The sequence below is a fragment of the Rhodococcus sp. NPDC003383 genome (assembly GCF_053589115.1).
The window spans coordinates 34278-56552 of sequence record NZ_JBSFRG010000033.1; the positions used below are offsets into that span (position 1 = coordinate 34278).

Annotated in this window: 26 protein-coding genes, 1 tRNA gene and 1 riboswitch; of the genes, 3 read left to right on the plus strand and 24 right to left on the minus strand. The window is 69.6% G+C overall.

The features are described 5' to 3' along the window. Positions 1-55 precede the first annotated feature (55 nt). Positions 56-150: riboswitch (glycine riboswitch) on the minus strand. A gap of 88 nt (positions 151-238) precedes the next feature. From ACWDTS_RS23455 to ACWDTS_RS23500, 10 genes are all read right to left on the minus strand, one after another. Next, positions 239-805, minus strand: a complete 567-nt coding sequence (locus ACWDTS_RS23455) for a MerR family transcriptional regulator (protein ID WP_231609861.1) — start codon at positions 803-805, stop codon at positions 239-241. A gap of 314 nt (positions 806-1119) precedes the next feature. After that, positions 1120-1593, minus strand: coding sequence for a bifunctional nuclease family protein (locus ACWDTS_RS23460; RefSeq protein WP_197250434.1), 474 nt, complete (start codon positions 1591-1593; stop codon positions 1120-1122). A 144-nt stretch (positions 1594-1737) separates the two neighbouring features. Beyond that, a complete protein-coding gene (gene ftsR, locus ACWDTS_RS23465) occupies positions 1738-2478 on the minus strand; it encodes a transcriptional regulator FtsR (RefSeq protein WP_197250433.1) in 741 nt (246 codons plus the stop codon). Next, complete coding sequence (gene garA, locus ACWDTS_RS23470) at positions 2478-2945, minus strand: glycogen accumulation regulator GarA (protein WP_197250432.1); 468 nt, start codon at positions 2943-2945, stop codon at positions 2478-2480. Before garA ends, ftsR begins: the two co-directional genes overlap by 1 nt. Positions 2946-3124: 179 nt before the next feature. Continuing rightward, positions 3125-3529 carry a glycine cleavage system protein GcvH gene (gcvH, locus tag ACWDTS_RS23475; RefSeq protein WP_450110764.1) on the minus strand — a complete coding sequence of 135 codons (405 nt, stop codon included), beginning with the start codon at positions 3527-3529 and terminating at the stop codon, positions 3125-3127. Between the two features lie 43 nt (positions 3530-3572). Then, positions 3573-4310 (minus strand): DUF881 domain-containing protein, encoded by a 738-nt coding sequence (locus ACWDTS_RS23480; RefSeq protein WP_450110765.1) that lies wholly within the window; start codon positions 4308-4310, stop codon positions 3573-3575. Positions 4311-4313: 3 nt separating this feature from the next. Continuing rightward, positions 4314-4679: a small basic family protein gene (locus tag ACWDTS_RS23485; RefSeq protein WP_197250429.1), complete on the minus strand. Its 366-nt coding sequence runs from the start codon at positions 4677-4679 to the stop codon at positions 4314-4316. Further along, a complete protein-coding gene (locus ACWDTS_RS23490) occupies positions 4676-5536 on the minus strand; it encodes a DUF881 domain-containing protein (RefSeq protein WP_450110766.1) in 861 nt (286 codons plus the stop codon). Before ACWDTS_RS23490 ends, ACWDTS_RS23485 begins: the two co-directional genes overlap by 4 nt. Further along, positions 5533-6159: a CDP-alcohol phosphatidyltransferase family protein gene (locus tag ACWDTS_RS23495; RefSeq protein WP_450110767.1), complete on the minus strand. Its 627-nt coding sequence runs from the start codon at positions 6157-6159 to the stop codon at positions 5533-5535. The genes ACWDTS_RS23490 and ACWDTS_RS23495 overlap by 4 nt, the downstream gene beginning before the upstream one ends. Positions 6160-6240: 81 nt before the next feature. Beyond that, positions 6241-6858: an NUDIX hydrolase gene (locus ACWDTS_RS23500; RefSeq protein ID WP_450110768.1), complete on the minus strand. Its 618-nt coding sequence runs from the start codon at positions 6856-6858 to the stop codon at positions 6241-6243. 174 nt (positions 6859-7032) lie between these two features. Between ACWDTS_RS23500 and ACWDTS_RS23505 the strand changes: the two genes are divergently transcribed. Then, a complete protein-coding gene (locus ACWDTS_RS23505) occupies positions 7033-7428 on the plus strand; it encodes an MmcQ/YjbR family DNA-binding protein (protein ID WP_450110769.1) in 396 nt (131 codons plus the stop codon). Between the two features lie 31 nt (positions 7429-7459). Here the strand turns inward: ACWDTS_RS23505 and ubiG are convergent, their stop codons facing one another. After that, positions 7460-8248 (minus strand): bifunctional 2-polyprenyl-6-hydroxyphenol methylase/3-demethylubiquinol 3-O-methyltransferase UbiG, encoded by a 789-nt coding sequence (gene ubiG, locus ACWDTS_RS23510; protein WP_450110770.1) that lies wholly within the window; start codon positions 8246-8248, stop codon positions 7460-7462. A 789-nt stretch (positions 8249-9037) separates the two neighbouring features. Between ubiG and ACWDTS_RS23515 the strand changes: the two genes are divergently transcribed. Then, positions 9038-9940 carry a class I SAM-dependent methyltransferase gene (locus ACWDTS_RS23515; RefSeq protein ID WP_450110771.1) on the plus strand — a complete coding sequence of 301 codons (903 nt, stop codon included), beginning with the start codon at positions 9038-9040 and terminating at the stop codon, positions 9938-9940. Between the two features lie 130 nt (positions 9941-10070). Here the strand turns inward: ACWDTS_RS23515 and ACWDTS_RS23520 are convergent, their stop codons facing one another. Then, a complete protein-coding gene (locus ACWDTS_RS23520) occupies positions 10071-11072 on the minus strand; it encodes an SMP-30/gluconolactonase/LRE family protein (protein ID WP_450110772.1) in 1002 nt (333 codons plus the stop codon). 117 nt (positions 11073-11189) lie between these two features. On the opposite strand from ACWDTS_RS23520, the gene ACWDTS_RS23525 reads away from it, so the two are divergent. Further along, entirely contained in the window at positions 11190-11882 is a 693-nt protein-coding gene (locus ACWDTS_RS23525) for a Clp protease N-terminal domain-containing protein (RefSeq protein ID WP_450110773.1), read from the plus strand. A 31-nt stretch (positions 11883-11913) separates the two neighbouring features. Here ACWDTS_RS23525 and ACWDTS_RS23530 read toward each other — a convergent pair whose 3' ends face one another. The 12 genes from ACWDTS_RS23530 to ACWDTS_RS23585 all read right to left on the minus strand — a co-directional run bounded on the left by ACWDTS_RS23530 (position 11914) and on the right by ACWDTS_RS23585 (position 22274). Then, positions 11914-12330 (minus strand): VOC family protein, encoded by a 417-nt coding sequence (locus ACWDTS_RS23530; protein ID WP_450110774.1) that lies wholly within the window; start codon positions 12328-12330, stop codon positions 11914-11916. A gap of 84 nt (positions 12331-12414) precedes the next feature. Beyond that, positions 12415-13611: an NAD(P)/FAD-dependent oxidoreductase gene (locus ACWDTS_RS23535; RefSeq protein WP_450110775.1), complete on the minus strand. Its 1197-nt coding sequence runs from the start codon at positions 13609-13611 to the stop codon at positions 12415-12417. Positions 13612-13689: 78 nt separating this feature from the next. Then, positions 13690-14634: an RNA polymerase sigma-70 factor gene (locus ACWDTS_RS23540; protein WP_450110776.1), complete on the minus strand. Its 945-nt coding sequence runs from the start codon at positions 14632-14634 to the stop codon at positions 13690-13692. Positions 14635-14848: 214 nt separating this feature from the next. Beyond that, positions 14849-14922, minus strand: a tRNA-Pro gene (locus tag ACWDTS_RS23545). 92 nt (positions 14923-15014) lie between these two features. Next, positions 15015-16433, minus strand: a complete 1419-nt coding sequence (gene der / locus ACWDTS_RS23550; protein ID WP_450110777.1) for a ribosome biogenesis GTPase Der — start codon at positions 16431-16433, stop codon at positions 15015-15017. Beyond that, a complete protein-coding gene (gene cmk, locus ACWDTS_RS23555; protein ID WP_450110788.1) occupies positions 16430-17092 on the minus strand; it encodes a (d)CMP kinase in 663 nt (220 codons plus the stop codon). Before cmk ends, der begins: the two co-directional genes overlap by 4 nt. 17 nt (positions 17093-17109) lie before the next feature. Continuing rightward, complete coding sequence (locus tag ACWDTS_RS23560; protein WP_450110778.1) at positions 17110-18126, minus strand: pseudouridine synthase; 1017 nt, start codon at positions 18124-18126, stop codon at positions 17110-17112. 10 nt (positions 18127-18136) lie between these two features. After that, positions 18137-18850 carry an SMC-Scp complex subunit ScpB gene (gene scpB / locus ACWDTS_RS23565; protein WP_450110779.1) on the minus strand — a complete coding sequence of 238 codons (714 nt, stop codon included), beginning with the start codon at positions 18848-18850 and terminating at the stop codon, positions 18137-18139. After that, positions 18847-19680 carry a segregation and condensation protein A gene (locus tag ACWDTS_RS23570; RefSeq protein ID WP_450110780.1) on the minus strand — a complete coding sequence of 278 codons (834 nt, stop codon included), beginning with the start codon at positions 19678-19680 and terminating at the stop codon, positions 18847-18849. The genes scpB and ACWDTS_RS23570 overlap by 4 nt, the downstream gene beginning before the upstream one ends. Before the next feature lie 3 nt (positions 19681-19683). After that, on the minus strand, positions 19684-20619 hold the full coding sequence (locus tag ACWDTS_RS23575) for a ParA family protein (protein ID WP_420753761.1): 936 nt from the start codon (positions 20617-20619) through the stop codon (positions 19684-19686). Positions 20620-20719: 100 nt separating this feature from the next. After that, entirely contained in the window at positions 20720-21637 is a 918-nt protein-coding gene (gene xerD / locus ACWDTS_RS23580; protein ID WP_197250246.1) for a site-specific tyrosine recombinase XerD, read from the minus strand. Between the two features lie 4 nt (positions 21638-21641). After that, entirely contained in the window at positions 21642-22274 is a 633-nt protein-coding gene (locus ACWDTS_RS23585; RefSeq protein ID WP_248676330.1) for an NUDIX domain-containing protein, read from the minus strand. Position 22275 lies beyond the last annotated feature (1 nt).

Sequence of the window (22275 nt, forward strand, 5' to 3'; positions counted from 1 at the left end):
TCCGGTCCCTTTCCCCGTGGGCGGGTGGGTGCTCCCACCGCTTTCCAGAGGCGTCGGAGCCCGCACGGTCCTCGGTACCTGAGAGATTGACGGGGAGGTGCTGCTCCTTCGGTGCCCGGATCGGATCCGGAACTCTCCCGTGCGGCGGCGACGCATTGGCGATTCTAGTCCACGGCGATCGCCGCAATCGCGGTCACGGACGCCTTCGCGGTGTGATGAACGTCTAAAATCCCCGGCTCTAGCCGATGCGGCGATTGATGCGGTTGCGGCGACGGGACGCGAGCTCGTCCTCGGGTCGCTGCTCGGCGGCACCTCCGTCGGCGCGCTCGGCCGGGAAGTCCGCGATGCTGCCGGTCAGCTCGCGCATCGCACCGCTGACCGCGATACCGAACACGCCCTGTCCGCCCTGCAGTAAATCGACGACTTCCTCAGGCGACGTGCATTCGTACACGGTGGTGCCGTCGGAGAACAGCGTGATCTTCGCCAGGTCCCGCACCCCGCGCTCACGCAGGTGATCGACCGCGACGCGGATGTTCTGCAGCGAGATGCCCGTGTCCAGCAACCGCTTGACGATCTTGAGGACCAGGATGTCCTTGAACGAGTACAGTCGCTGGCTTCCGGAACCGGCTGCGCCACGGATCGACGGCACGACGAGGTTCGTTCGAGCCCAGTAGTCGAGCTGGCGGTAACTTATTCCGGCGATCTGGCATGCGATGGGAACGCGATAACCGACGAGTTCGTCGGGAACCGAGTCGTCCGGGAACAGACCCGGCTGGATGTCGTCCGTTTGTTGCGTCGACGACATCGAGGTCGAGCGGTTCCCTTCGTCGATATCGCCGTGCCCCTGTCCCTGCGGCCGATCTCGCACTGTGTTGACTCCCTCTTACGTGCCCACCCGTCGCCCCGTAACAACGGACGGGCGGATTCCCCCCCACCCATCCGATCGTCGCGTGCTAGTCAAGGCCCGTCGAGCAGATCCGAATTGCGGATTCACTCAGCGTACGCTCTGTCTCGAGCGTAGGGCAGCAACACGCCGACCGGTCGTAAAACCTTCGAGTCGTACCGCGTGCCCCGACCCGGAGGGATCGAGGCACGGTAGAACAGCCGATGACGTCCGATTCAGCCGTCCGTCGCCTTGAAGTCGTCGGGCGACACGGACTCGAGAAATTCCTTGAACTTCTCGACCTCGTCCTCCCGTTCGTCGGGCATGACGAGACCGGCCTCCGCCAGCACCGGTTCCTCGACGAAGACCGGTACACCGACGCGCAACGCTACAGCGACCGCGTCCGAAGGGCGGCACGACACGCGCATGCCACCCTGGAAAATCATGTCGGCGTAGAAGGTCCCCTCCTGCAGGTCCACGATCCGGATCTCCTGTAGGACATGCCCGAATGCTTCCAGAAGGTTCTTGATCAGATCGTGCGTCAGCGGACGCGCCGGTTCGACGCCCTGCTGTTCGAGCGCGATCGCAGTCGCCTCCATCTGACCGATCCAGATCGGCAGATACCTGTCGCCGTCGGCCTCTCGCAACAGCAGGACCGGCTGGTTCTGCGGCTGTTCGACCCGAATGCCCACTATCCGCATCTCGCTCATGCCGGTGCCTCCATCCCGCTGGCCGTCCGGGGACGAACCCCGCGTGGCAATCCTGCCTGAATTCTAGTGCGATCCGGCAGGCGCGTCAGGTGCCGGCGGTCGTCGGGGTTCTCACCGCGATCACCGCCGGCGTGCACGAACGGTTCAGCGGTCGAGTGCGCCGTGAACCGCTGCCTTCACCAGGCACGTGTGCAGCGTCAGTGACAGCGCCGCCAACTCCCGGACCATCTCCTCGGCTCGCGCCCGCGCTCCCGCGTCGCGCCCCTTGGCGATCGGACCCGCGATCTGCGCGACCAGGCTCGCTTCCCGGTCCGCCGCGAGCTTGAACGCCCGCAGGTGCCGCACCTCGAGCCCGAACTCCGACATGGCCTTGGCGGTTCGGGCGAGCAGCACCGCGTCCCCGTCGAAGAATCCCGCCGCGCCCGGCACGATCAGCCCGGCACGAACCAGCTCGGTCAGGAAGCCCACGTCGATTCCGGCGCGCTCGCACAGATCGTCGCGGCTCATGCGGACTTCACGGTCGGTGCGCAGCACCTCGGGCGAGACCTCGCCCGGCGCCACGGCCAACGGCCGTGGACGCTTCGGGCGGGACTCCACTGCGCCCACCGTTGCGGCACCTCGGTCGATCGCCTCGAGCTGTTCCTTGATCACCTTCAGAGGCAGGTACTGATCCCGCTGCGCGGTCAGCACATACCGCAGTCGCTCGCAGTCCTCGATCGAGAAACGTCGATATCCCGAGGGCGTGCGTTCCGGGCTGATGAGCCCCTCGGCCTCGAGAAACCTGATCTTCGAGATCGTCACGTCCGGAAACTCCGGGCGGAGCCGATCGAGAACCGACCCGATCGACATTCCGCCCGGTGCCGTTTGGCGGGCAGCAGCGGTCATCAGCTACCTGCGCCCTGGTTTCCTCGCGGACCGGTGAGGAACACCAGCCGGAACTTTCCGATCTGCACCTCGTCGCCGTTCGCCAGCACCGCCGAATCGACCGGCTCCCGGTTGACGTAGGTGCCGTTGAGGCTTCCCACGTCGACGACCTGGAACTCACCCTCGTCCTGACGGAACTCGGCGTGCCGACGGCTGACGGTCACGTCGTCGAGGAATATGTCGCTGTCCGGGTGCCGTCCCGCGGACGTCGTCGGCTGGTCCAGCAGGAAACGCGATCCCGCGTTGGGTCCACGCTTGACGACAAGCAGTGCCGACCCGGCGGGCAGTCCCTCGACACCCGAGACCGGAGCCTCCGAGGTCGCCGCCCCCGAGCCGGCGGTTTCCAGTTCACTCAGGAAGTCGGCGCGAAACACCGAAGTGGTTTCCGCAGGGGTTTCCTCGTATCCCGCGTTGCCGTTCTCGCTCACCGTTACTCCTTATCCGTTCGACCGATCGGGCAAACCACCCCGACCGGTCGTTGTTTCGTTCAGCCACGATCACTTTCGACTACGGACCCGCGCCCCCGACAACGGCACACGCCTGACACGACCGTACCCTGAGCCGGCTCCTCGGCGTAGGCGGACGCGGTTGTCGCGCACGGGAACCGTCAGTTTTCGATGAGAGCGCGGTAGGCGTCGGCGTCCAGCGTCTCGCCGAGCGCCGCGTCCAGCTCACCCTCGCTACCGACCTCGACGTCGACGAGCCACCCTTCGCCGTAGGGAGCCGAGTTCACCAGCTCGGGGTTCGCCTCCAGATCCGTGTTGACCGCAACCACTTTCGCGCTGATCGGCGCGTACACGTCCGAGACGCTCTTCGTCGATTCGACCTCGCCGAAGGATTCACCGGCGGTCACCTCGGTCCCGGTCTCCGGCAACTGCACGAACACGACGTCGCCGAGCTGCGACTGCGCGTACGCGGTGATACCGATCCGCGCGGTGGTCGCGCTCGTCCGCTGCACCCACTCGTGTTCCGCCGTGTAACGCAGATCGGCGGGGGTTTCGAACTCACTCACGACAGGGTCCTTTCGGCGACGACATTCGTCACGAACGTCTGATTCAGTTTCCGGGCTGAGAGTATTGGCGGGCTTCGACCTGCCGCAAGGCGGACACGTCGACCTGCGGAGACTGTTCGATCACCAATGTTCCTCCGGTCCGCGCGACAGTGTCCACAACTCCGCCGGGGATGTTCAGCGCGGCCGCGAGGGTCGGTCCGTCCCCGATCGCGGTGACCGTGTACGGGGCGACGAGCGGGACGTCGTCGACGACCACGGCACCGCCGGGACCGGTCACCCACGAGTCCACGCCGATCCGGACGGGCGGGCCGCCGGCCCCGGCGATCTGGATGGCTTCCGCTCCGGCCGCACGCAACTCCTGGATCATGTCGAGGACGACCTCCGAGCCGATGCCGCGCACCGGATCGGTCACGGTCAGTACGACACCCGGGCCGGTGGCCGGGACCGTGCCGACCTGGATGGCCAGGTCCGAGAGCCGCGCGCGGGCCTCGTCGAGAGCGGCCTCCGATCCGTTCTGCTCCAGGCTGGTCAGCGTCGATTCGAGCGCGGTGATCTCCTGACGCAGCTCGGCCTCGGTGCGGTTCAGGTTGTCGAGCAGCACGAGCAGGTCGGCCGGGCGGGCCGAGTCGAGGGCATCACCGGATTCGGTGTTGCGGACCTGGGTGGCGATCGCGACGCCGAGCAGCACGATCAGCAGCCCGGCCAGGGCCGGGAAGAGCAGGCGGCCGCGGCGCGGGGCCGATTCCGGTGGGTCGTGCAGTTCGTGTCGTCCTTCGGCCACGGATCACGCTCCGAACAGGCGGCGGCGCAACGCGGACGCGTTGCCGAAGATGCGGATGCCGAGGACGACGATGACGGCGGTCGACAGCTGGGTGCCGACGCCGAGTTGGTCGCCGAGCCAGACGATCAGGGCCGCGACGAGCACGTTGAACACGAAGGACACGACGAAGGTCTGGGCGTCGAAGATGTCGTCGAGGTACGCGCGCAGGCCGCCGAACACGGTGTCCAGGGCGGCGACGACCGCGATCGGAAGGTACGGCTGGATGACGTCGGGTACCTGTGGGCTGAAGATCACCCCCGCGGCGATGCCGATCGCGAGGGCCAGTACCGCGTAGAGCGCGTGGCCGTGCCTGAGCCCGTTCTGTTTCAACGATCTCCCTCCAGTGCAGATTCGATGTCGCGCACGGCCGCGGCCGGCATGGTGAGGTCGTCGGCCTCGGCGACGGTGAAACCTACCCCGTACAACTGCTGGACGCCGGACATCCGCAGGTAGGCGTCGCTGACGACGAACGCGGTCTGCAGGCGGCTCGGCGATCCGATGGCCGACACGACGTACGGGGAGAACACCGGCCGGTTGTCGACCAGCATGGCCCCGCCCGCCTGCCGGACGGTGACTCCGGGACCGATGCGCACGTCGTCGACCGCGACGGCTTCGGCGCCGCCGGCCCACAGGGCGTTGATCACCGCTTGCAGGTCGCGGTCGAGCAGGACGGCGGTGCGGGGGTTGCCGCGTTGCCCGGAGTCCGACAGGTTCGGTTTCGCCGCCGGGTCGCTGAGCGTGACGGTCACGCCGGGACCGTGGACCTCGGTGGCTGCGGCGGCGTCCTCGGTGCGCCGGAGTTCGTCGAGGATGTCGGTTCCGGCGCCGTTGTCGGTGAACAGTTCCTCGCGGCGCCGGTCGATGTCGGCGGTGAGGTCGTCGCGGGTTGCGGTGAGGGTGTCGACGCGTTCGGAGGCTGCGCGGACGCCGGCGAGGATCTCCGCCTGCGTCCGGTCGGAGCCGGGCCCGGGTTCGGTGGTGTTCGAGTAGGCGATGCCGATGGTGAGGCCGGTGAGGAGGGCACCGACGGTGAGCCAGGCGAGGACGCCCTTGCGGGCGGGCCGGGTGTGTTTCGTGGTGCGGTCCTCGGCGGCCGCGGCGTATCCGGGATCGAGGTGGTCCTCGAGCAGGGCGGTGAGCAGCGACGGTGTCGGGTTGCGGCGGATCTGTTCCCAGTGCTGGTTCATCGGGGTTCCCGGTGGCCGCCGATCGGTGGTGTGACGCGCGCGGTTTCGACGGCGCGGTACAGGTAGAGGGCGCCGGTCCAGACGTACAGGACCGTTCCCCAGATCAGCGCGGCCCAGCCGAGCGGCTCGGCGATGTCGGCGGTCGCGGGGACGGCGAGCGCCAGGAGCAGCAGCGGCAGAGCGCACATCAGCAGGAAGGTCGCGCCTTTGCCGAGGTAGAGGACGTCGGGCGGGGGCAGACCGCGTCTGCGGTACACCGCGAGGGTCGGGGCGAGGACCAGTTCGCGCCCGATGAGGATCGCGGCGATCCACCACGGGAGGATGTCCCGGGCGACCAGGGCGACGAGTGTGGTGACGATGTAGAGGCGGTCGACGAGCGGGTCGAGCAGGGCACCGAGCCTCGAGGTCTGGTCGAGCAGCCGGGCGAGTTTGCCGTCTGCCCAGTCGGTGGCGCCGCTGAGGGCCAGTACGGCCAGTGCCCACCCGTCGGCGTGCGGGACGAGCATCAGCCAGAGGAACAGCGGGATGCCGACGAGTCGGACGAAGCTGAGCAGATTCGGGACGGTGAGGATGCGATCGGACGCGGCCGGTGCGGAGCCGGCGGTCGTCGCGGCGTCGTTCATCGTCGAACCTGCCTCGTGTTCGTGGTGACGGTCGGGTTCCGACAGCCTCCCATAGTCACGTTCCGGGTCCGGTCCGGCGGGTCAGCGCCAGGCGAAGACCGGTTGTTCCAGATCGTCGATGCGGGTGTGCCGGCCGTGCAGCGCGACCTCCCGGAACTGGTACACGACGGCGGCGGTGGGTGCGTGGACCAGGTGACCACGGAACGGCCACTGGATGACGGGCTTGTCGGATTCGGGGATGGGGACGAACCGGGGTTCGCTGTCGATCTCGGTGGCGGTAACGGCGAAGAGTTCGGCGACCTCGTCGGGGCTGGGCTGCAGGTCGGCGACGGGGACGTCCGACCACACGACGAACGGGGACATGACGTAGCCGGATCGGGTGATGTAGTCGTCGAGGCGGCCGACGATCTGGGTGTGGTCGGCCCGCAGTCCGAGTTCTTCGTGCAGTTCGCGCAGGGCCGCTTCTTCCGGTGTTTCGCCGGGGTCGAGGCGTCCCCCCGGGAGCGCGAACTGTCCGGGGTGGGCGCGCAGTCGCGTCGGCCGGCGGGTGAGGGGCATGACGCCGTTGCCTGCTCCGTCGTCGAGGATGGCGACGACCACGGCGGCGTGGCGTCGGCCGTCGAGAGGGAGACGTCGCGATTCGAATGCGGCGAAGGTCTCTGAGAGGGCATCGCGAGCGAGGGGTTCGGGCACCGGCATGCCCTCGACAGTACGACGTCGGCACGCGATCCGGAGGTTTCCGCGGTCGTGGTGGAGGTGGGATCGCGGTGGACCGATCGACTGTGTAGTTCGGAATATTTATATGTTCCGTATGGTCCGAAATTTTTCTCTGGGAGACAGAAGGACATGCCGGCACGCGGGTACGCTGCCCGCATGCCGCATCCGATCATGTTCGACGAGGCCGATCCCCTGCTGGCGCGCATCCGGTCGCTGGCCCTCGCGTTTCCCGGTGCCGGCGAGAGGATCTCGCACGGACGCCCGTTCTTCCACACGAAGACGGCGTTCGCGGTCTACGGCGGCTCCGACAAGCCCAGCGGCACCCCCTTCCCCCGGTCGGTGATCATCAAGCCGGAACCCGAGGAACGCCTCGCACTGCTCGAGGAACCGCACACCTACCTGCCCGCCTACTTCGGGCCGTCGGGCTGGGTGGGCTACGACCTGGACCGGGACGACGTGGACTGGGACGAGATCGGCGAACTGCTGGACATGTCGTTCCGGGTGACCGCGCCGACATCGCTGATCCGCGAACTGGACGCATCCTCGAAGTGAGGCCGGGGTCCGCCCCGCTCCCCTCCCCCGGTCAGCCGCGCGCGCCGGTCTTGACGGCGTACCCCATGTAGTTGGCGCCGGTGTAGGGCACGCGCCCGAAGTTGAGACGGCGGCTGAATTCGCCGTAGGTGATGCGTCCCTGCCGCGCGCGGTGCATGTCGACGAGGCGGCGGGGGTCGAGGGTGCGCAGCCCGAGGCCGGTGAGTTCGGCCGGGCGCAGGCCGTGGCGCTCGAGCGCGGCGGTCAGTTCGGCGGGGGTGATGAACATGGACCAGTCGTGGATGGGGGTGTCGAACATCCGGGTCCATCGCCATTCCTGCATGATCTTGATGACCACCAGTTTGCCGAGCCACGTGCGGTTGATGGTGTCGAAGAAGTACAGACCGCCGGGCGCGAGCGCGCGTGCGGTTTCGGCGAGGACGGCGTCGAGGTCGTCGACGTGTTCGAGGACGTCGCAGCAGTAGGCGAGGTCGAACGACGCGTCGGGTACGGGCAGGCGTTCGCCCACTCCCCTGCGGTAGTCGATGGTGAGGCCGTTCGCCGCGGCGTGCCGCTGTGCGGTCTCGAGCGACACGGTGGAAGGGTCGATGCCGACGACCGCGCAGCCGGCTTTCGCGAAGCGTTCGGCGAGGAATCCTCCGCCGCTTCCGATGTCGAGGGCCCGCAGCCCGTCGAGGGTCGCGTAGCCGCGTTCGCGGAGGACGCTGCGGAAGTAGTCGTACCGCGCCGGGGTGAGGCTGCCCTGCAGCAGATTGAGCGGGTTGGATTCGTCCCACCAACCCACACCGATCCGGTCGTAGACGTCGTTGTCGATCGGCACGGCGGTCACCGTCCTGCGCTCGAGGTGCGATGTCTTCCACGGTCCCCGTCCGGGACCGTCCCGTCCAGGTTGCCGGATCGGACCGCGCCGCGTGGTCGTTGTGTCGATGTCGGGTGAGTAGACCGTCGTAACGCCAGGAAATTCTGTCAATTCTTGTGTTCCGTACGCTCCGAAATCTCACCGACCCGCGCGAGGCATCACGAGTGAATTTTGCAGGCCGACAGCGGGAATGCCGATCGCTCTCGGCCTGTTGTGGATACAAGTTGCAACTCTCGAAATCGGATCGATGGTCGATCCGGCCCGGCCCGCAGTCGCGGGCCCGAGCCGCACACCGTATCGGTCACGGCCGCCTGCACGGGTCCTCGCCGCGCGAGTCCATGGCCGAGTGCAGATCGGAGTTTCACCAATGAAATCGACACCGCCCACACATTCACGTCGCATTCTTCGCTGGGCCGCCGTAGCCACGATGTCGGTGGCACTTCCCCTCGGCCTCGCCGCAACGCCCGCTGTCGCCACCGCAGTCCCGGACAGGACGATCGAGAGCGTGTGGCAAGCCTGCGACTGCGACCCCAGCGACCCCTGCCTGGGGGAGCAGAATCCCGGACAGTTGGATTTGCAGTTGGGCTTGGGCGACTGCGACCGCGACGATGACAGGGAACGACAGCGCTCGCACGACCAGGGGCAGTCGGATCGCGACCGTGACATGTCACCGCAGGTCCCGCGGTTCGACGACTTCTGAACCGGCGCCGCGCGCAACACCCGGACTGCCCGGATCGAGGGGTGATACAGATGCGAGAAGACAGGGACACCTGGGACATCGTGAGCAGCGTGGGCCGCACAGCGCTTGCGGTGGCGACCTTCCGGGCGCTCGAATCCGAACGTCCCGACGCGTTGATCTCCGATCCGTTCGCCCGCTGGTTCGTCGAGGCTGCGAACGATCCTCAGTTCGTCGCCTTGCTGAGTGACCCTTCCGCGCTGGAGAAGCTCCCGTTCTTCTTCCCGCGTTTCATGGGTCTGCGCACGAAGTTCTTCGACGACTTCTTCACGACGGCGACCGCGGACGGGGTGCGGCAGGTGGTCATCGTGGCCGCCGGACTCGACGACCGCGCCTACCGCCTCGCGTGGCCGTCCGGGACGGTCGTGTTCGAGATCGACCAGGCGTCGGTGCTCGAGTTCAAGTCCGGCGTGCTCGATTCGCAGGGCGCGCAACCGACTTCGGATCGGCGGTCGGTCGCGGTCGATCTCCGCGACGACTGGCCTGCCGCCCTCGCCGAGGCCGGCTTCGTCCGGGAGCACCCGACCGCGTGGTCGGCGGAGGGGTTGCTGCCGTATCTGCCGGGGCCCGCGCACGACGCTCTCTTCGAGCGCATCGATGCGTTGTCCACTGCCGGTAGCCGACTCGCTCTCGACGGATTCGGCACGAGCCACGGTTTCGCGCGGTTCGCCGCCGTGCGGGACAAGTACTTCGGAGGCAAGTCGTTCTTCGGCAACTTCGACGTGACACGGCTGTTCTACGACGATGCCCGGGTCGATCCGGCGCAATGGCTCGGCGCCCACGCGTGGGACGTGCGGACGTCGAGCATCGCGGACCTCGTCGCGGCCTATCGCATTCGGATGCCGTCGCTCCCGGACGAGCTGTCGGAGCTGACCAGCACGGAGGCCTATCTGACGGCCACGAAGAACACCGGCTGACCCGTCGGTCTCCCCCGACGGGTCGGCATCGAACACGGGGGCACTCCCACGGATTCGGTTTATTCTTCGGTTCCGTAGCGTCCGGATTCATCCTCGGCCGGCCCCCTCCCGGACCCGCGCGCGGCGGCGGTCAGGGCAGGTCGAGGACGAGGATCCCGGGTTGCTCCAGGCTGCCCAGATACAGCCGCCCGTCGTGTTCGGCGACCCCGGTGACCATGTGGAAGTCGACGTCGTCGGCCTGCAGGTCGTGCAGGATGCGCCCGTCCTCCCCCACGCACAGCACCCAGGTGGTGCGGCCGGGCATGGTCAGCAGCCGGGTCGGCAAGCGCCAGAGCAGTTTCCGCAGCCACGGCGGGGTGGCCCCGAGACGGTCCAGCAGCCGATTCCGGGGCGTGACCATCGCGATCCACAGCCGGCCGCCGCGCGCTCGGGAGACGTTGTCCGGCATGCCCGGCAGGTTGTCGAGCAGAACCTCGGGCACGTGCGGGTCCTCGACCGGGACGCGGGTGAGGCGATATCCGTCGGTCTCGACGAACAGCACCGCGGTCTCGTCCTCGGTGAGGGTGATGCCGTTCGGGAAGTGCAGGCCGTCGAGCACGACGTGGAGGGTGCCGTCGGGGTCGCGGCGCAGCACCCGGCCACTGCCGCGGTGCTCGAGCACGGCGCCGACGTAGCGGTCGAGATCGTGGCGGGTGCTCGACTGCGTGAACCAGACGGTGCCGTCGCGGGCGGCGGTGGCGTTCGAGCAGAAGCGCAGGGGCTCGCCGCCGACGGAGTCCACGACCGTGGTGAGCACACCGGCTTCGGGGTCGAGCCGGAGCAGGCCCCGGTAGGCGTCGCAGACCAGCACGGTGCCGTCGGCGCAGGCCTCGAGGCCGAGCGGCCGGCCACCGGTGGTCGCCAGCGTCTTCACGGCGCCGGTCTCGGGGTCGATGCGCAGGATGCGTCCGTCGTCGACGCCGCACAGCAGTCGGCCCTGCGCGTCGACGACGACGTCCTCCGGCGCGTGGCCGCTCAGCGGGAGCAGCCGGTGCCGCGGGAAGGGCTCGGGTCCGGTGCGCTGCGCCGCGCGCGGCGGGGGTGGCGGGAGGCGACGAACGACGGGATCGAGGGGCGGTTTTCGGTGGGCCACTGGACGATTGTGCCGCGCGCGGGGCAGGGATCCGATGGGTTCGGCCCGATCGTCGTGGCATTCGACTGGCGTCAACGAGTCCTTGACCAGTCTGTGGCGTCAACCTATCGTTGACGCATGACGACACCTCGACTGGACGACCTCATCGACGGCATCCGCACCGGCTACCCGGATCAGCCCCTGGATCAACTCACCGCCGCCGTGCTGGCCGCGGAACACATGAGCGAGATCGCCGACCATCTGATCGGCCACTTCGTGGACCAGGCCCGCCGCAGCGGCGCCTCCTGGACCGAGATCGGACGTTGCATGGGCGTGACCAAGCAGGCCGCGCAGCAGCGCTTCACCCCCAAGGCCGATGCGAACATGTTCGCCCGGTTCACCCCGCGTGCCCGCACGGCGATCGTGCGGTCCCAGGAGGAGGCGCGCGCCGCACACCTGACGGAGATCGGGGCCGCGCACCTGCTGCTCGGTCTGACCACGGACCCCGACAGCCTCGCGATGCGCGCCCTCGCCGAGCAGGGCGCCGACGCCGCGGCGATCAGGGCCGCTGCCGAGGCGACGGTGCCCGCCGGCGATCCCGACACCGAGCCCCCCACCCTGATCCCCTACGACGGGGCATCGAAGAAGATTCTCGAGCTCACCGTGCGGGAGGCGCTGCGCCTGGGTCACAACTACGTCGGCACCGAGCATCTGCTGCTCGCCCTGCTCGCTCCCGAGAGCCCGACCTCCGAACTGCTCGGTGGCCTCGGGATCACCACCGAGGCCATCGAGTCGTACGTGATCGCCGCGCTCGCGGAACTCGAGAAATAACGCTCGCGCGGTGCCCGTGAAGTAGCGTGCGCTACTGGGGGTTCCCGGCGATGTTCACCATCCACGGAATACCGAACCGGTCCGTGCACATGCCGAAGGTGTCCCCCCACGGCGCCTTGGCCAGGGGCATCGCGACGGTGCCGCCGTCGGACAACTTGTCCCAGTAGCCGCGCAGTTCTCCCTCGTCGTCTCCGCTGAGGGAGATCGAGAAGTTGCTCCCCTCCTTCAGTTCCATCGCGTTCGGGGTGTCGGCCCCCATCAGCACCAGGCCGTGGGGGGCGACCAGCTGCGCGTGCATCACCTTCTCCTGCTCCTCCGGCAGGTCACTGGCGTGGAAGTCGCCGAACGTGCTCACGGTCAGTTCGCCACCGAAGACGTCTCGGTAGAACTCCATCGCCTGCCTGGCGTTGTCGCGGAAGCTGAGATACGGATTGAGCTGGGTACCCATCGAACGACCTCCTGATCGACGTGCGTCGGTTCGTGACGTCATCCGATTGTTCTCGCCGTCACCGGCTCGCGGGCGGGAATCCCCTCAGCCGGCGGCGATCTCCGCGGTCGAGCGGGCAGGAACGAGGCGACGGTGGCGCGGCAGCACGAGCGGGTGCGCCACGCTCCAGGCGGCGCCCGCGCACACGAACTCCTTGATCCAGGCTCCGGCCCGGCCGGTGACGGCGGTGGACGTCGCTCGGTCGTCCGGGGTCACCCGCTGGATGATTCCGTCGCGCCGGCCCAGGCTGATGCACTGCACCGTGTAGCCGATGGTGGTTTCGGGGACCACGCGGCCGGTCAGGCGGGCGGCCAGTGCGTCCGCGGCCGCCCACGCCATCGGGATTCCCGACGCGCAGGACATGCGCAGGGGCTTGCCCCCGGCCCCCTCGGCGAGCGCTGCGTCACCGATGGCACAGACGTCCGGATGCGACACCGAGCGCATCGTGCGGTCCACCACGATCCGGCCCGTGTCGGACACCGTCAGGGTGGTGGCGGCGGCGATCGGGTGGACCGCGAATCCCGCCGTCCACACCGTCACGTCGGCCGGGATCGTGTCTTCTGCCCCGGAATCCGCTGTGCGGACGGCGATTTCGTGTGCGTCGACGCGGGTGACGTCGGTGCGCTCGTGGACGGTGATGCCGAGCCGGTCGAGAGCCGCGCGCAGGTGGCGTTGCGCCTTGTCGCTCAGCCAGCCTCCGACACGCTCGCGGGCGACGAGTGCGACGGCGAGGTCGCGGTGGGATTCGGCGATCTCGGTGGCGGTTTCGATGGCGGTCAGGCCGCCGCCGACGACGAGGACCCGCGCGCCGGGGTGCAGGTCGGCAAGTCGTGCCCGCAGGCGCAGTGCCGCCCCCTTGCCCGCGACGTTGTGGGAATGCTCGGCGGCGCCGGGGACGCCGTGATCGGCGACCGCGCTGCCGAGGGCGTAGACGAGGCTGTCGTAGGTGAGGGTCGCGGCTCCGTCGGGGCCGGTCAGGTCGACGGTGCGGCGGTCCACGTCGAGGGCGGTGACGCGCGCGGTCAGGACGCGGACGCCGTGGCGCCCGACGATGTCGTCGAGTACTCGCCGCGGCAGGTCCTGTCCGCTAGCGAGCTGGTGCATGCGCACGCGTTCGACGAAGTCGGGGTCGGCGTTGACCAGGGTGATGTCGACGTCGTCGTGGTCGAGCCGCCGGGCGAGGCGGCCGGCGGCGTTGGCTCCGGCGTATCCGGCTCCGAGGACGACGATGCGGTGCTTCATGACGTGCTCCTTCCGATGGGGTTCACCTCCTGAACCGGATAGGGGCACGATCCCTGACAGATCGAAGTGTGATCTGCATCACCATCGAGCGATGAGCGGCTCGTGCGGGCCGGTCTCCGCCCAGCTCCGGGTGATCCGGTCGAGCTTGTCGGGATTGACCTGGATGGTCAGGCCGGCGACCTGCCCGTCGGTCACGTCGAGGCAGAAGACCCCGACCACGCGGCCGTCCACCTCGACGAGCACGGCGGGCCCGCCGTTGACGGCGGCGGCGTACACCGCCGGGCTGCCGCCGATGACGGCGCGTTTGGCTTCGGTCGGGTGGAACAGCCCGCGCAGGTACTTGGCGATCGCGACCGCACCGGTGACCGGGCCCCGGCGGGCCGGAACGCGGCCGCCGCCGTCGGCGACGCTGACGGCATCGGCGGTGAGCATCGCGACCAGCGGCTGGGTGTCGCCGCTCAGGGCCGCGGCGACGAACTGTTCGGTGAGCTTCGAGGCAGCGGCCGCGTCCACGTCGGCGCGGACCCGGTCGGCGGCGATGTGCTGCCGGGCGCGACGATGGATCTGCTGGCAGTTCGATTCGGTGAGCCCGAGGATGCCGGCGATCTCGCGGTGCGGGAACCCGAACGCCTCGCGCAGCACGTACACGACGCGTTCGTTCGGGGAGAGCCGTTCGAGCAGCGTGAGCATCGCCATGGACACGGTGTCCTTCTGCTCGGTACTGTCGGCGGGGCCGAGCATCCGGTCGCCGGCGAGCAGCGGCTCCGGAAGCCACTGTCCGACATAGGTTTCCCGCCGGGCCCGCGCGGAGGTGAGCTGGTTGAGGCAGATGTTGGTGAGCACCTTCGTCAGCCACGCCTCGGGGCTCTCGATGTGGTCGTGGTCGACGGCGTGCCAGCGCAGATACGTGTCCTGGACCGCGTCCTCGGCGTCACCGGCCGATCCCAGCAGCCGGTAGGCGATCGCCTCCAGCCGTCCCCGGGAACGCTCGAACACTTCGGCATCGCTGCCCACGGTCGACATCACCCCATGATCGACGAGGCCGGGTGCGACGTCCAGCGGTCGCGCTTCTCTCCCCCCGGCCCTTTCCGGGTCGTCCCGCCCCTTTTTCCGAGCGAACGGTACATTCGGTCGATCCAAGGAGACGAGCGGTACATTCGCTCGGAGAAACCGGGGGCCCGGAAACGAGTCAGGCCCCGGATTCTCGGAAGAATCCGGGGCCTGCCCCTACTGCCTGTCGGGCTGACAGGATTTGAACCTGCGACCACTTGACCCCCAGTCAAGTGCGCTACCAAGCTGCGCCACAGCCCGTCCGCGCTCTCGTCGAGCGCTCGTTGAGATTACAACAGTGACGGACCGAAGCACCAATCGCCTGGTCAGAAAGGCTTTTCGGCCGCGGAGAGCTACTTGCGGACGCGCTTTTCCCGCACCCGCACCGAGATCCGCACCGGGCTGCCGTCGAAGCCGAACTCCTCCCGCAACCGGCGCTCGAGGAACCGGCGGTAGCCGGCCTCGAGGAACCCGGTGGTGAACAGCACGAACGTCGGGGGCCGGGTGGCCGCCTGGGTGGCGAACAGCACCCGCGGCAACCGGCCGCCGCGCATCGGCGGCGGCGTCGCGGCGACGACCTCCTTGAGCCAGGTGTTGAGCCGACCCGTGGAGATGCGCTTGTCCCACGACTCGAGCGCCGTCTCCATCGCCGGCACCAGCTTCTGCACGGCCCGGCCGGTCTTGGCGGAGATGTTCACCCGCGCCGCCCACGGCACCCGCAGCAGGTCCCGTTCGATCTCGCGGCCCAGTTCGTAGCGGCGGTCCTCGTCGACGAGGTCCCACTTGTTGAACGCGATCACCAGGGCGCGACCGGATTCGACGACCATCGTGATGACCCGCTGATCCTGCTCGGTGATCGGCTGCGAGGCGTCGATCAGCAGCACCGCGACTTCGGCGGCGTCGATCGCGCCGCGCGTGCGCAGCGACGCGTAGAACTCGGCGCCGGACGCGCTGTTGACGCGCTTGCGCAGGCCGGCGGTGTCGACGAACCGCCACGGCTTGCCGCCGAGTTCGACGATCGAGTCCACCGGGTCGACGGTGGTGCCGGCGACGTCGTGCACGACGGACCGTTCGTCCCCGGACAGCTTGTTGATCAGGCTGGACTTGCCGACGTTCGGCTTGCCGACCAGCGCGACGCGCCGCGGCCCGCCGCCGCCGGTGCCTTCCCGCGGGGTTTCCGGCAGCGCCTCGAGCAGCACGTCGAGCAGGTCACCGGTGCCGCGGCCGTGGGTGGCCGAGACGGTGTGCGGCTCGCCGAGGCCGAGCGACCACAACGCGGCCGCCTCGGCTTCGACGCGGTCGTCGTCGACCTTGTTGGCGACGAGGATGACCGGGGTCTTGGAGCGGCGCAGCACCTTCGCGACGGCCTCGTCGACGGAGGTCGCGCCGACGGTGGCGTCGACGACCACGAGGATCGCGTCGGCGGTGCGCATCGCGACCTCGGCCTGCCGGGCCACGGACTGTTGCAGTCCCTTGGCGTCGGGTTCCCACCCGCCGGTGTCCTGCACCATGAACCGCCGGCCGTTCCAGCTGGCCTCGTAGGAGACGCGGTCGCGGGTCACGCCCGGCACGTCCTCGACGACCGCTTCGCGGCGGCCGATGATGCGGTTGACCAGGGTGGACTTGCCGACGTTGGGGCGTCCGACGACCGCGACGGTGGGAACCGGCACGAACTCCTCGAGGTCGCCGCCCTCCCCGAACTCGATGTCCCAGTCGGATTCCTCGGACCAGGTGCCGTCGCCGGCGAATTCGATGGTCGTGTCGTCGCTCACAGCGCCGCTCCCGTCTGTTCGGCGACCACCGCGACCAGCGCGGCGATCACCTCGTCGATGTTCATGTCGCTCGTGTCCACGTGCACGGCGTCGTCGGCCGCGCGCAGCGGGGACACCGCCCGGGTGGAGTCGAGATGGTCGCGGCGTTGCACGGCGGCCAGCACCGCGTCGTAGTCGTCGCCGCGACCTTCCGCGATGTTCTGGGCGTTGCGCCGGTGCGCGCGTGCCTCGGCGGAGGCGGTCAGATAGATCTTGACGTCCGCTTCCGGGAACACGACGGTGCCGATGTCGCGGCCTTCGACGACGATGCGCTCGGCGGCGCGGCCGATCTGCCGTTGCGCGGCCACGAGCATCTCCCGCACCTGCGGCACCGCGGACACGGCGGACACGGCGGCGGTGACCTCGGCGCCGCGGATCTCGTCGCGCACGTCCTGGCCGTCGAGACGGATGTCCTCGACCGTCGGGTCGGTCCCGATCGACCAGGGCAGATCGGCGGTGGCGGCGGCGATGGCGTCCGGGTCGATCAGGTCGGTGCCGCGGCGCAGCGCGTGCAGCGTCGCGAGCCGGTACATCGCGCCGGTGTCGAGATAGGCGGCGCCCAAGTGCTCGGCGAGCCGTTTGGAGACGGTGGACTTGCCGGTGCCGGAGGGCCCGTCCATCGCGACGATCAGCGCGGTCACAGGCCCACCGCCTGGTACAGGCCGCCGACTTCCTTGCGGCCGAGGACGCGGAGGGTGCCGGGCCGCTGGTCGCCGAGCGCGACGGGGCCGATGTCGGTGCGTACGAGCCGCACCACCGGGTGCCCGACGGCGTCGAGCAGGCGGCGCACGATGTGCTTGCGGCCCTCGTGCAGCTCCAGCCGGACCAGGGACTGGCCCTCGTTGACCTGGAGCAGCGCGAAGCTGTCGACCTTGGCGGGACCGTCCTCGAGTTCGACACCGGCGCGCAGCTGCTTGCCGACGCCGCGGGCGAGCACGCCCTTGACGGTGGCGAGGTAGGTCTTGGTGACCTCGAAGGAGGGGTGCATCAGCCGGTGGGCGAGTTCGCCGTCGTTGGTGAGCAGCAGCAGGCCCTCGGTGTCGGCGTCGAGCCGGCCGACGTGGAACAGGCGCTGACCGGCGGCGACGCGTTCGGAGACGATGTCGCCGACGCAGGGGCGGCCCAGGTCGTCGGACATGGTGGACTGCCAGCCGCGGGGCTTGTTCAGGACCAGGTGCACGAGGTCCTTCTTGACGACGACGCGGATGCCGTCGACGCGGATGACGGTGTTCTCGGGGTCGACGCGCAGCCCCTGCGAGGTGACGATGTTGCCGTCGACCTCGACGCGGCCGGCGGCGATGAGTTCCTCGGCGGCGCGGCGGGAGGCGACCCCGGCCTGGGCGAGCACCTTCTGCAGGCGCACGCCCTCACCGGCGGGAAGCTGGGTGGGCGCGGCGGAGCTGTGCTGGTGCCGGGCGGGCTTGGCGTTGCTGATGGTGGGGATCGGGTCGGGACGCTTGGCGGTCGGTTTCGGGGCGGCGGGCCGGCCTCGCTTGTTCAGCTTGGTCTGCGGGGTGCTGCCCTTGCGGTGCGCCTTCTTCGGGGCCTCCGACCGGCCCGAGGCCTGTGCCCTGGACGAAGCCGGGGTCTTGCCCGAGCGGGAGGTGTTCTTCTTGCGGTCCGGTGTGCCATCACGGCGAGCGGGTGTATTCAAGATTTTCCTGTCAGTTGTCTGGCTCGAACTCCGCGATCGAGACGTCCTCGGTGCGCGAGTTCCCTCCCATTCTCGCAAATCGCGGGTCCGACTCGAGGCTCTCGGAGATGTCATCGATCACATCCACGTCCGGGAGCAGCGGCGCGACGGGCGGCAGATCCTGCAGGGACGCCACCCCGAGGCGCTCCAGGAACAGCTCGGTGGTGACGTAGAGGGTGCCGCCGGTCTCCGGGTCGGTGCCGGCCTCGGCGATCAGGTCGCGGGCGAGCAGGGTGCGCATCACCCCGTCGACGTTGACGCCGCGCACCGCGCTGACGCGGCTGCGGGTCACCGGCTGCCGGTAGGCGACGACGGCGAGGGTTTCCAGCGCGGCCCGGGTCAGTTTGGTGCGGGCCCCGCCCTGCAGGAGCTTCTCCACGTACGGCGCGTAGTCCCGGCGGGTGTAGAACCGCCAGCCGTCCCCGGCGTAGCGCAGGTCGATACCGGAGCCGCGCGCGGTCAGCTGCGCAGCCATCTCCAGCAGCGCGGTTTCGACGCGGGTGGCGGTGACACCGATCGCGGCGGCGAGCTGCTCGTTCGAGGCGGGGGTGTCGACGACGAGCAGCAGCGCCTCGAGGGCGGCGGCGAGTTCCTCGTCGGACATGTCGAGCAGTTCGGCGTCGAGATTCGGTCCCGCATCGAGATTCGGTTCGGCGGTGATATCCGTGTCGGGGTTCTCGGTCATCCGTAATCCTCGTCGAAATTCACAGCGGCGTCGTCGTTCTCGCCGGTCCAGGTGATGAGCAGCTCCCCGAGCGGTTCCGGCTGGTCGAACTGGACGGCGCGTTCGCGGTACAGCTCGAGCAGCGCGAGGAACCGGGCGACGATCTGCAGTCCGCTCTCGCATTCGGCGGTCAGCTCCCCGAATCCGGTCCAGGTGCCGGCGCCGCGGGCGCGCAGCAGCTCGAGCAGCCGCGCGGCCTGCTCGGGCACCGACACCTTCGGCACGTGCAGGTGATCGAGCCCGACCGTCGGTGGGGGTTTGGGGCGGAACGCGGCGGCGGCGATCTCCGCGAACATGTGGGCATCGACGCCGAGGGTGACCTCCGGCAGCAGTCCCTCGTAGCGTTCCTCGAGGGACACCGCCCGCGGGTAGCGGCGCAGCGCGGCGGATTCGAGGGCGGCGAACAGTTCCGCGACCTGCTTGTAGGCGCGGTATTGCAGCAGCCGCGCGAACAGCAGGTCGCGGGCCTCGAGCAGCGCCAGGTCCTCGGGGTCCTCGACCTCCCCGGACGGCAGCAGCCGCGCGGCCTTCAGGTCGAGCAGGGTCGCGGCGACGACGAGGAATTCGGTGGTCTGGTCGAGTCCCGCCTCCGGGCCGAGGGTGCGGGTGTAGGCGATGAATTCGTCGGTGACCTCGTGCAACGCGACCTCGGTGACGTCGAGGCGGCGTTGCGAGATGAGGTTGAGCAGCAGATCGAAGGGGCCCTCGAAGTTGCGGAGCCGGACCCGGAATCCGCCGGTGTCGGGTTCGTCGACGGGGGTGGCGTCGGGCAGCAGGATGTCGTCGGGCACGGATCAGCGGCCGGAGCGGTGAATGACTTCGCGGGCGAGCGCCCGGTAGGACTCGGCGCCACCGGATTTCGGGGCCCAGGTGGTGATCGGTTCGCCGGCGACGCTGGTCTCGGGGAACTTGACGGTGCGGTTGACGACGCTGTCGTAGACGAGGTCGCCGAAGACCTCCACGACGCGGGACATCACCTCCCGCGCGTGCAGGGTGCGGGCGTCGAACATGGTGACCACGATGCCACCCACGGTCAGCCGCGGGTTGAGCCGGTCGCGGACCTTGGCGACGGTGTCGTTGAGCAGGGCCAGCCCGCGCAGGCTGAAGAACTCGCATTCCATCGGGATGATCACCGAATCGGCGCAGGCCAGGGCGTTGACGGTGAGCAGCCCGAGCGACGGCTGGCAGTCGACGAGCACGTAGTCGTAGCGGTCGAGCACCGGGTAGAGGGCGCGGCCGAGGGCCTGTTCGCGGCCGACCTCGGAGACGAGCTGGATCTCGGCGGCGGACAGGTCGATGTTGCTGGGCAGCAGGTCCAGTCCCTCGACGCGGGTGCGCATGAGCACCTCGTCGACGCCGACGCGCGGTTCGACGAGCAGGTTGTGGACGGTCAGGTCCAGGTCGTGGTGGGCGACGCCGAGTCCGGCGGACAGCGCACCCTGCGGGTCCAGGTCGACGAGCAGTACCCGGCGCCCGTATTCGGCGAGGGACGCCCCGAGGTTGATGGTCGAGGTGGTCTTGCCGACCCCGCCCTTCTGGTTGCACATCGCGATGATCTTGGCGGGCCCGTGGACGGCCAGCGGCGGCGGTTCCGGGATGTGCCGGCGCGGGCGGCCGGTCGGTCCGAGATCCATGTCGGCTGCAGAGGCCACCGGCCGCGCGTCGTGCGAGGTCGACGCGGGCGGAGCCGGGTAGGTCGTGTCCGTTGCGGGTGAGTGTGGTGTCCCCACGGTCCGGTCCTCCCCCTGTTCGGCGTCACTGATCTGTTGCCCAAACGCTACCGCTTCGGCCCCGGGTTCCGTGGACGGACACGCGTCCCGGGCGTGGTGCTCAGCGGGCCCGCGGATGCGCACCGGCCCACACCTCCCGCAGCGCCCCGACGGTGACGAGCGTGTAGATCTGGGTGGTGGTGACCGAGGCGTGACCGAGCAGTTCCTGCACGACGCGCACGTCGGCGCCGCCGTCGAGCAGGTGGGTGGCGAACGAGTGCCGCAGGGTGTGCGGGGAGACGGCGGCGGTGATCCCGGCGCGTTCGGCGGCGGTCTGCAGGACCTGCCAGGCGCTCTGCCGGGACAGGCGGCCGCCGCGGGCGTTGAGGAACAGCGCCGGGGTGCGCCCCTGGGACAGGCCGGGCCGGCCGCGCACCAGGTAGGCGTCGAGCGCGGCGAGGGCGGGCCGGCCGACCGGGACCACGCGTTGCCGGCCGCCCTTGCCGCGCAGCAGCACCGAGCGGGCCTCGGTGTCGATGTCGTCGACGTCGAGGCCGACGGCTTCGGAGATGCGGGCGCCGGTCGAGTACAGCAGTTCGAGCAGCGCCCGGTCGCGCAGGCCGCGGGGCCCGTCGGATTCGGTGCCGGTCGCGTCGAGGATCGCCAGCACCTCGTCGACGGTCAGCGATTTCGGCAGCCGCCGGCCCGGCGGGGGTGGTTTCACGGCCCGCGCCACGTCGACGGGGGTGTGCCCCTCGGCGGTCGTGAACCGGTGCAGCCCGCGGACCGCGATGAGCGCGCGGGCCGCGGAGCCGGCGGCGAGGGCGGGCCGGTTGCGGTCCGGGTCGCCGCGCTGCAGCACGATCACGAAGTCGCCGATGTGGTCCTCGCGGACCTCGGTGAGGTCGTCGACGCCGCGGTCGGTGAGGTACTCCTGGTAGCGGGCCAGGTCCCGGCGGTAGGAGGCGATCGTGTTCGCTGCGGCGCCGCGTTCGACGGTGAGGTGGTTCAGGTACGCGTCGATGTGGCGGGACAGCACCGGGTCAGTTCCCGAGCTCGGCGCGGGTCCGCGCGAAGGCCTGCGGCCGGTCCGGCCATGCGGTGTCCGGGGAGCGCGGCGGCAGGCCGGCGCTGCGGGTCGCGGCCAGCGCGAGGATGCCGGACACAGCGGTGGCGTTGACGATGTCCCCGCGCAGCACCATCGCCACGGCCTCGTCGACCGGGACGAAATGCAGTTCGAGGTCCGCTTCCTCGTGTTCGGGATCGGGCCGGTCGACGGGATACAGGTCGCGGGCGGCGAACACCCGGACCGCTTCGTCGGTGAATCCCGGCGACAGGGCGATGTCGACGAGCAGGTCCCAGCGGTGGGCGGCGAACCCGGTCTCCTCGGCCAGTTCCCGGCGGGCCGCGTCGAGCGGGGATTCACCGGGGGCGTCGAGGAGACCGGCGGGCAGTTCCCACAGCCGGTGGCCGAGCGGATGCCGGTACTGGTGCACCAGCGCGAGGCGGTCCCGGTCGTCGACCGCGGCGACCGCGACGGCCCCGTGGTGTTCGACGACTTCCCGCTGCACGGCGTGCCCGTCCGGCATCCGCACCTCGTCCACGCGCAGCGACACGATCGCGCCGGTGTAGACGCGCCGTGACGACAGGGTCTCGAATTCGTGTCGCTGCGCCACG

Coding starts and splice junctions, on each gene's coding strand:
- ACWDTS_RS23455 (WP_231609861.1), bottom strand. CDS start 805: ATGTCGTCGACGCAACAAACGGACGACATCCAGCCGGGTCTGTTCCCG.
- ACWDTS_RS23460 (WP_197250434.1), bottom strand. CDS start 1,593: ATGAGCGAGATGCGGATAGTGGGCATTCGGGTCGAACAGCCGCAGAAC.
- ftsR (WP_197250433.1), bottom strand. CDS start 2,478: ATGACCGCTGCTGCCCGCCAAACGGCACCGGGCGGAATGTCGATCGGG.
- ACWDTS_RS23490 (WP_450110766.1), bottom strand. CDS start 5,536: ATGAACCAGCACTGGGAACAGATCCGCCGCAACCCGACACCGTCGCTG.
- ACWDTS_RS23495 (WP_450110767.1), bottom strand. CDS start 6,159: ATGAACGACGCCGCGACGACCGCCGGCTCCGCACCGGCCGCGTCCGAT.
- ACWDTS_RS23500 (WP_450110768.1), bottom strand. CDS start 6,858: ATGCCGGTGCCCGAACCCCTCGCTCGCGATGCCCTCTCAGAGACCTTC.
- ACWDTS_RS23505 (WP_450110769.1), top strand. CDS start 7,033: ATGCCGCATCCGATCATGTTCGACGAGGCCGATCCCCTGCTGGCGCGC.
- ACWDTS_RS23515 (WP_450110771.1), top strand. CDS start 9,038: ATGCGAGAAGACAGGGACACCTGGGACATCGTGAGCAGCGTGGGCCGC.
- ACWDTS_RS23525 (WP_450110773.1), top strand. CDS start 11,190: ATGACGACACCTCGACTGGACGACCTCATCGACGGCATCCGCACCGGC.
- ACWDTS_RS23530 (WP_450110774.1), bottom strand. CDS start 12,330: ATGGGTACCCAGCTCAATCCGTATCTCAGCTTCCGCGACAACGCCAGG.
- ACWDTS_RS23535 (WP_450110775.1), bottom strand. CDS start 13,611: ATGAAGCACCGCATCGTCGTCCTCGGAGCCGGATACGCCGGAGCCAAC.
- ACWDTS_RS23540 (WP_450110776.1), bottom strand. CDS start 14,634: ATGTCGACCGTGGGCAGCGATGCCGAAGTGTTCGAGCGTTCCCGGGGA.
- cmk (WP_450110788.1), bottom strand. CDS start 17,092: ATGGACGGGCCCTCCGGCACCGGCAAGTCCACCGTCTCCAAACGGCTC.
- scpB (WP_450110779.1), bottom strand. CDS start 18,850: ATGACCGAGAACCCCGACACGGATATCACCGCCGAACCGAATCTCGAT.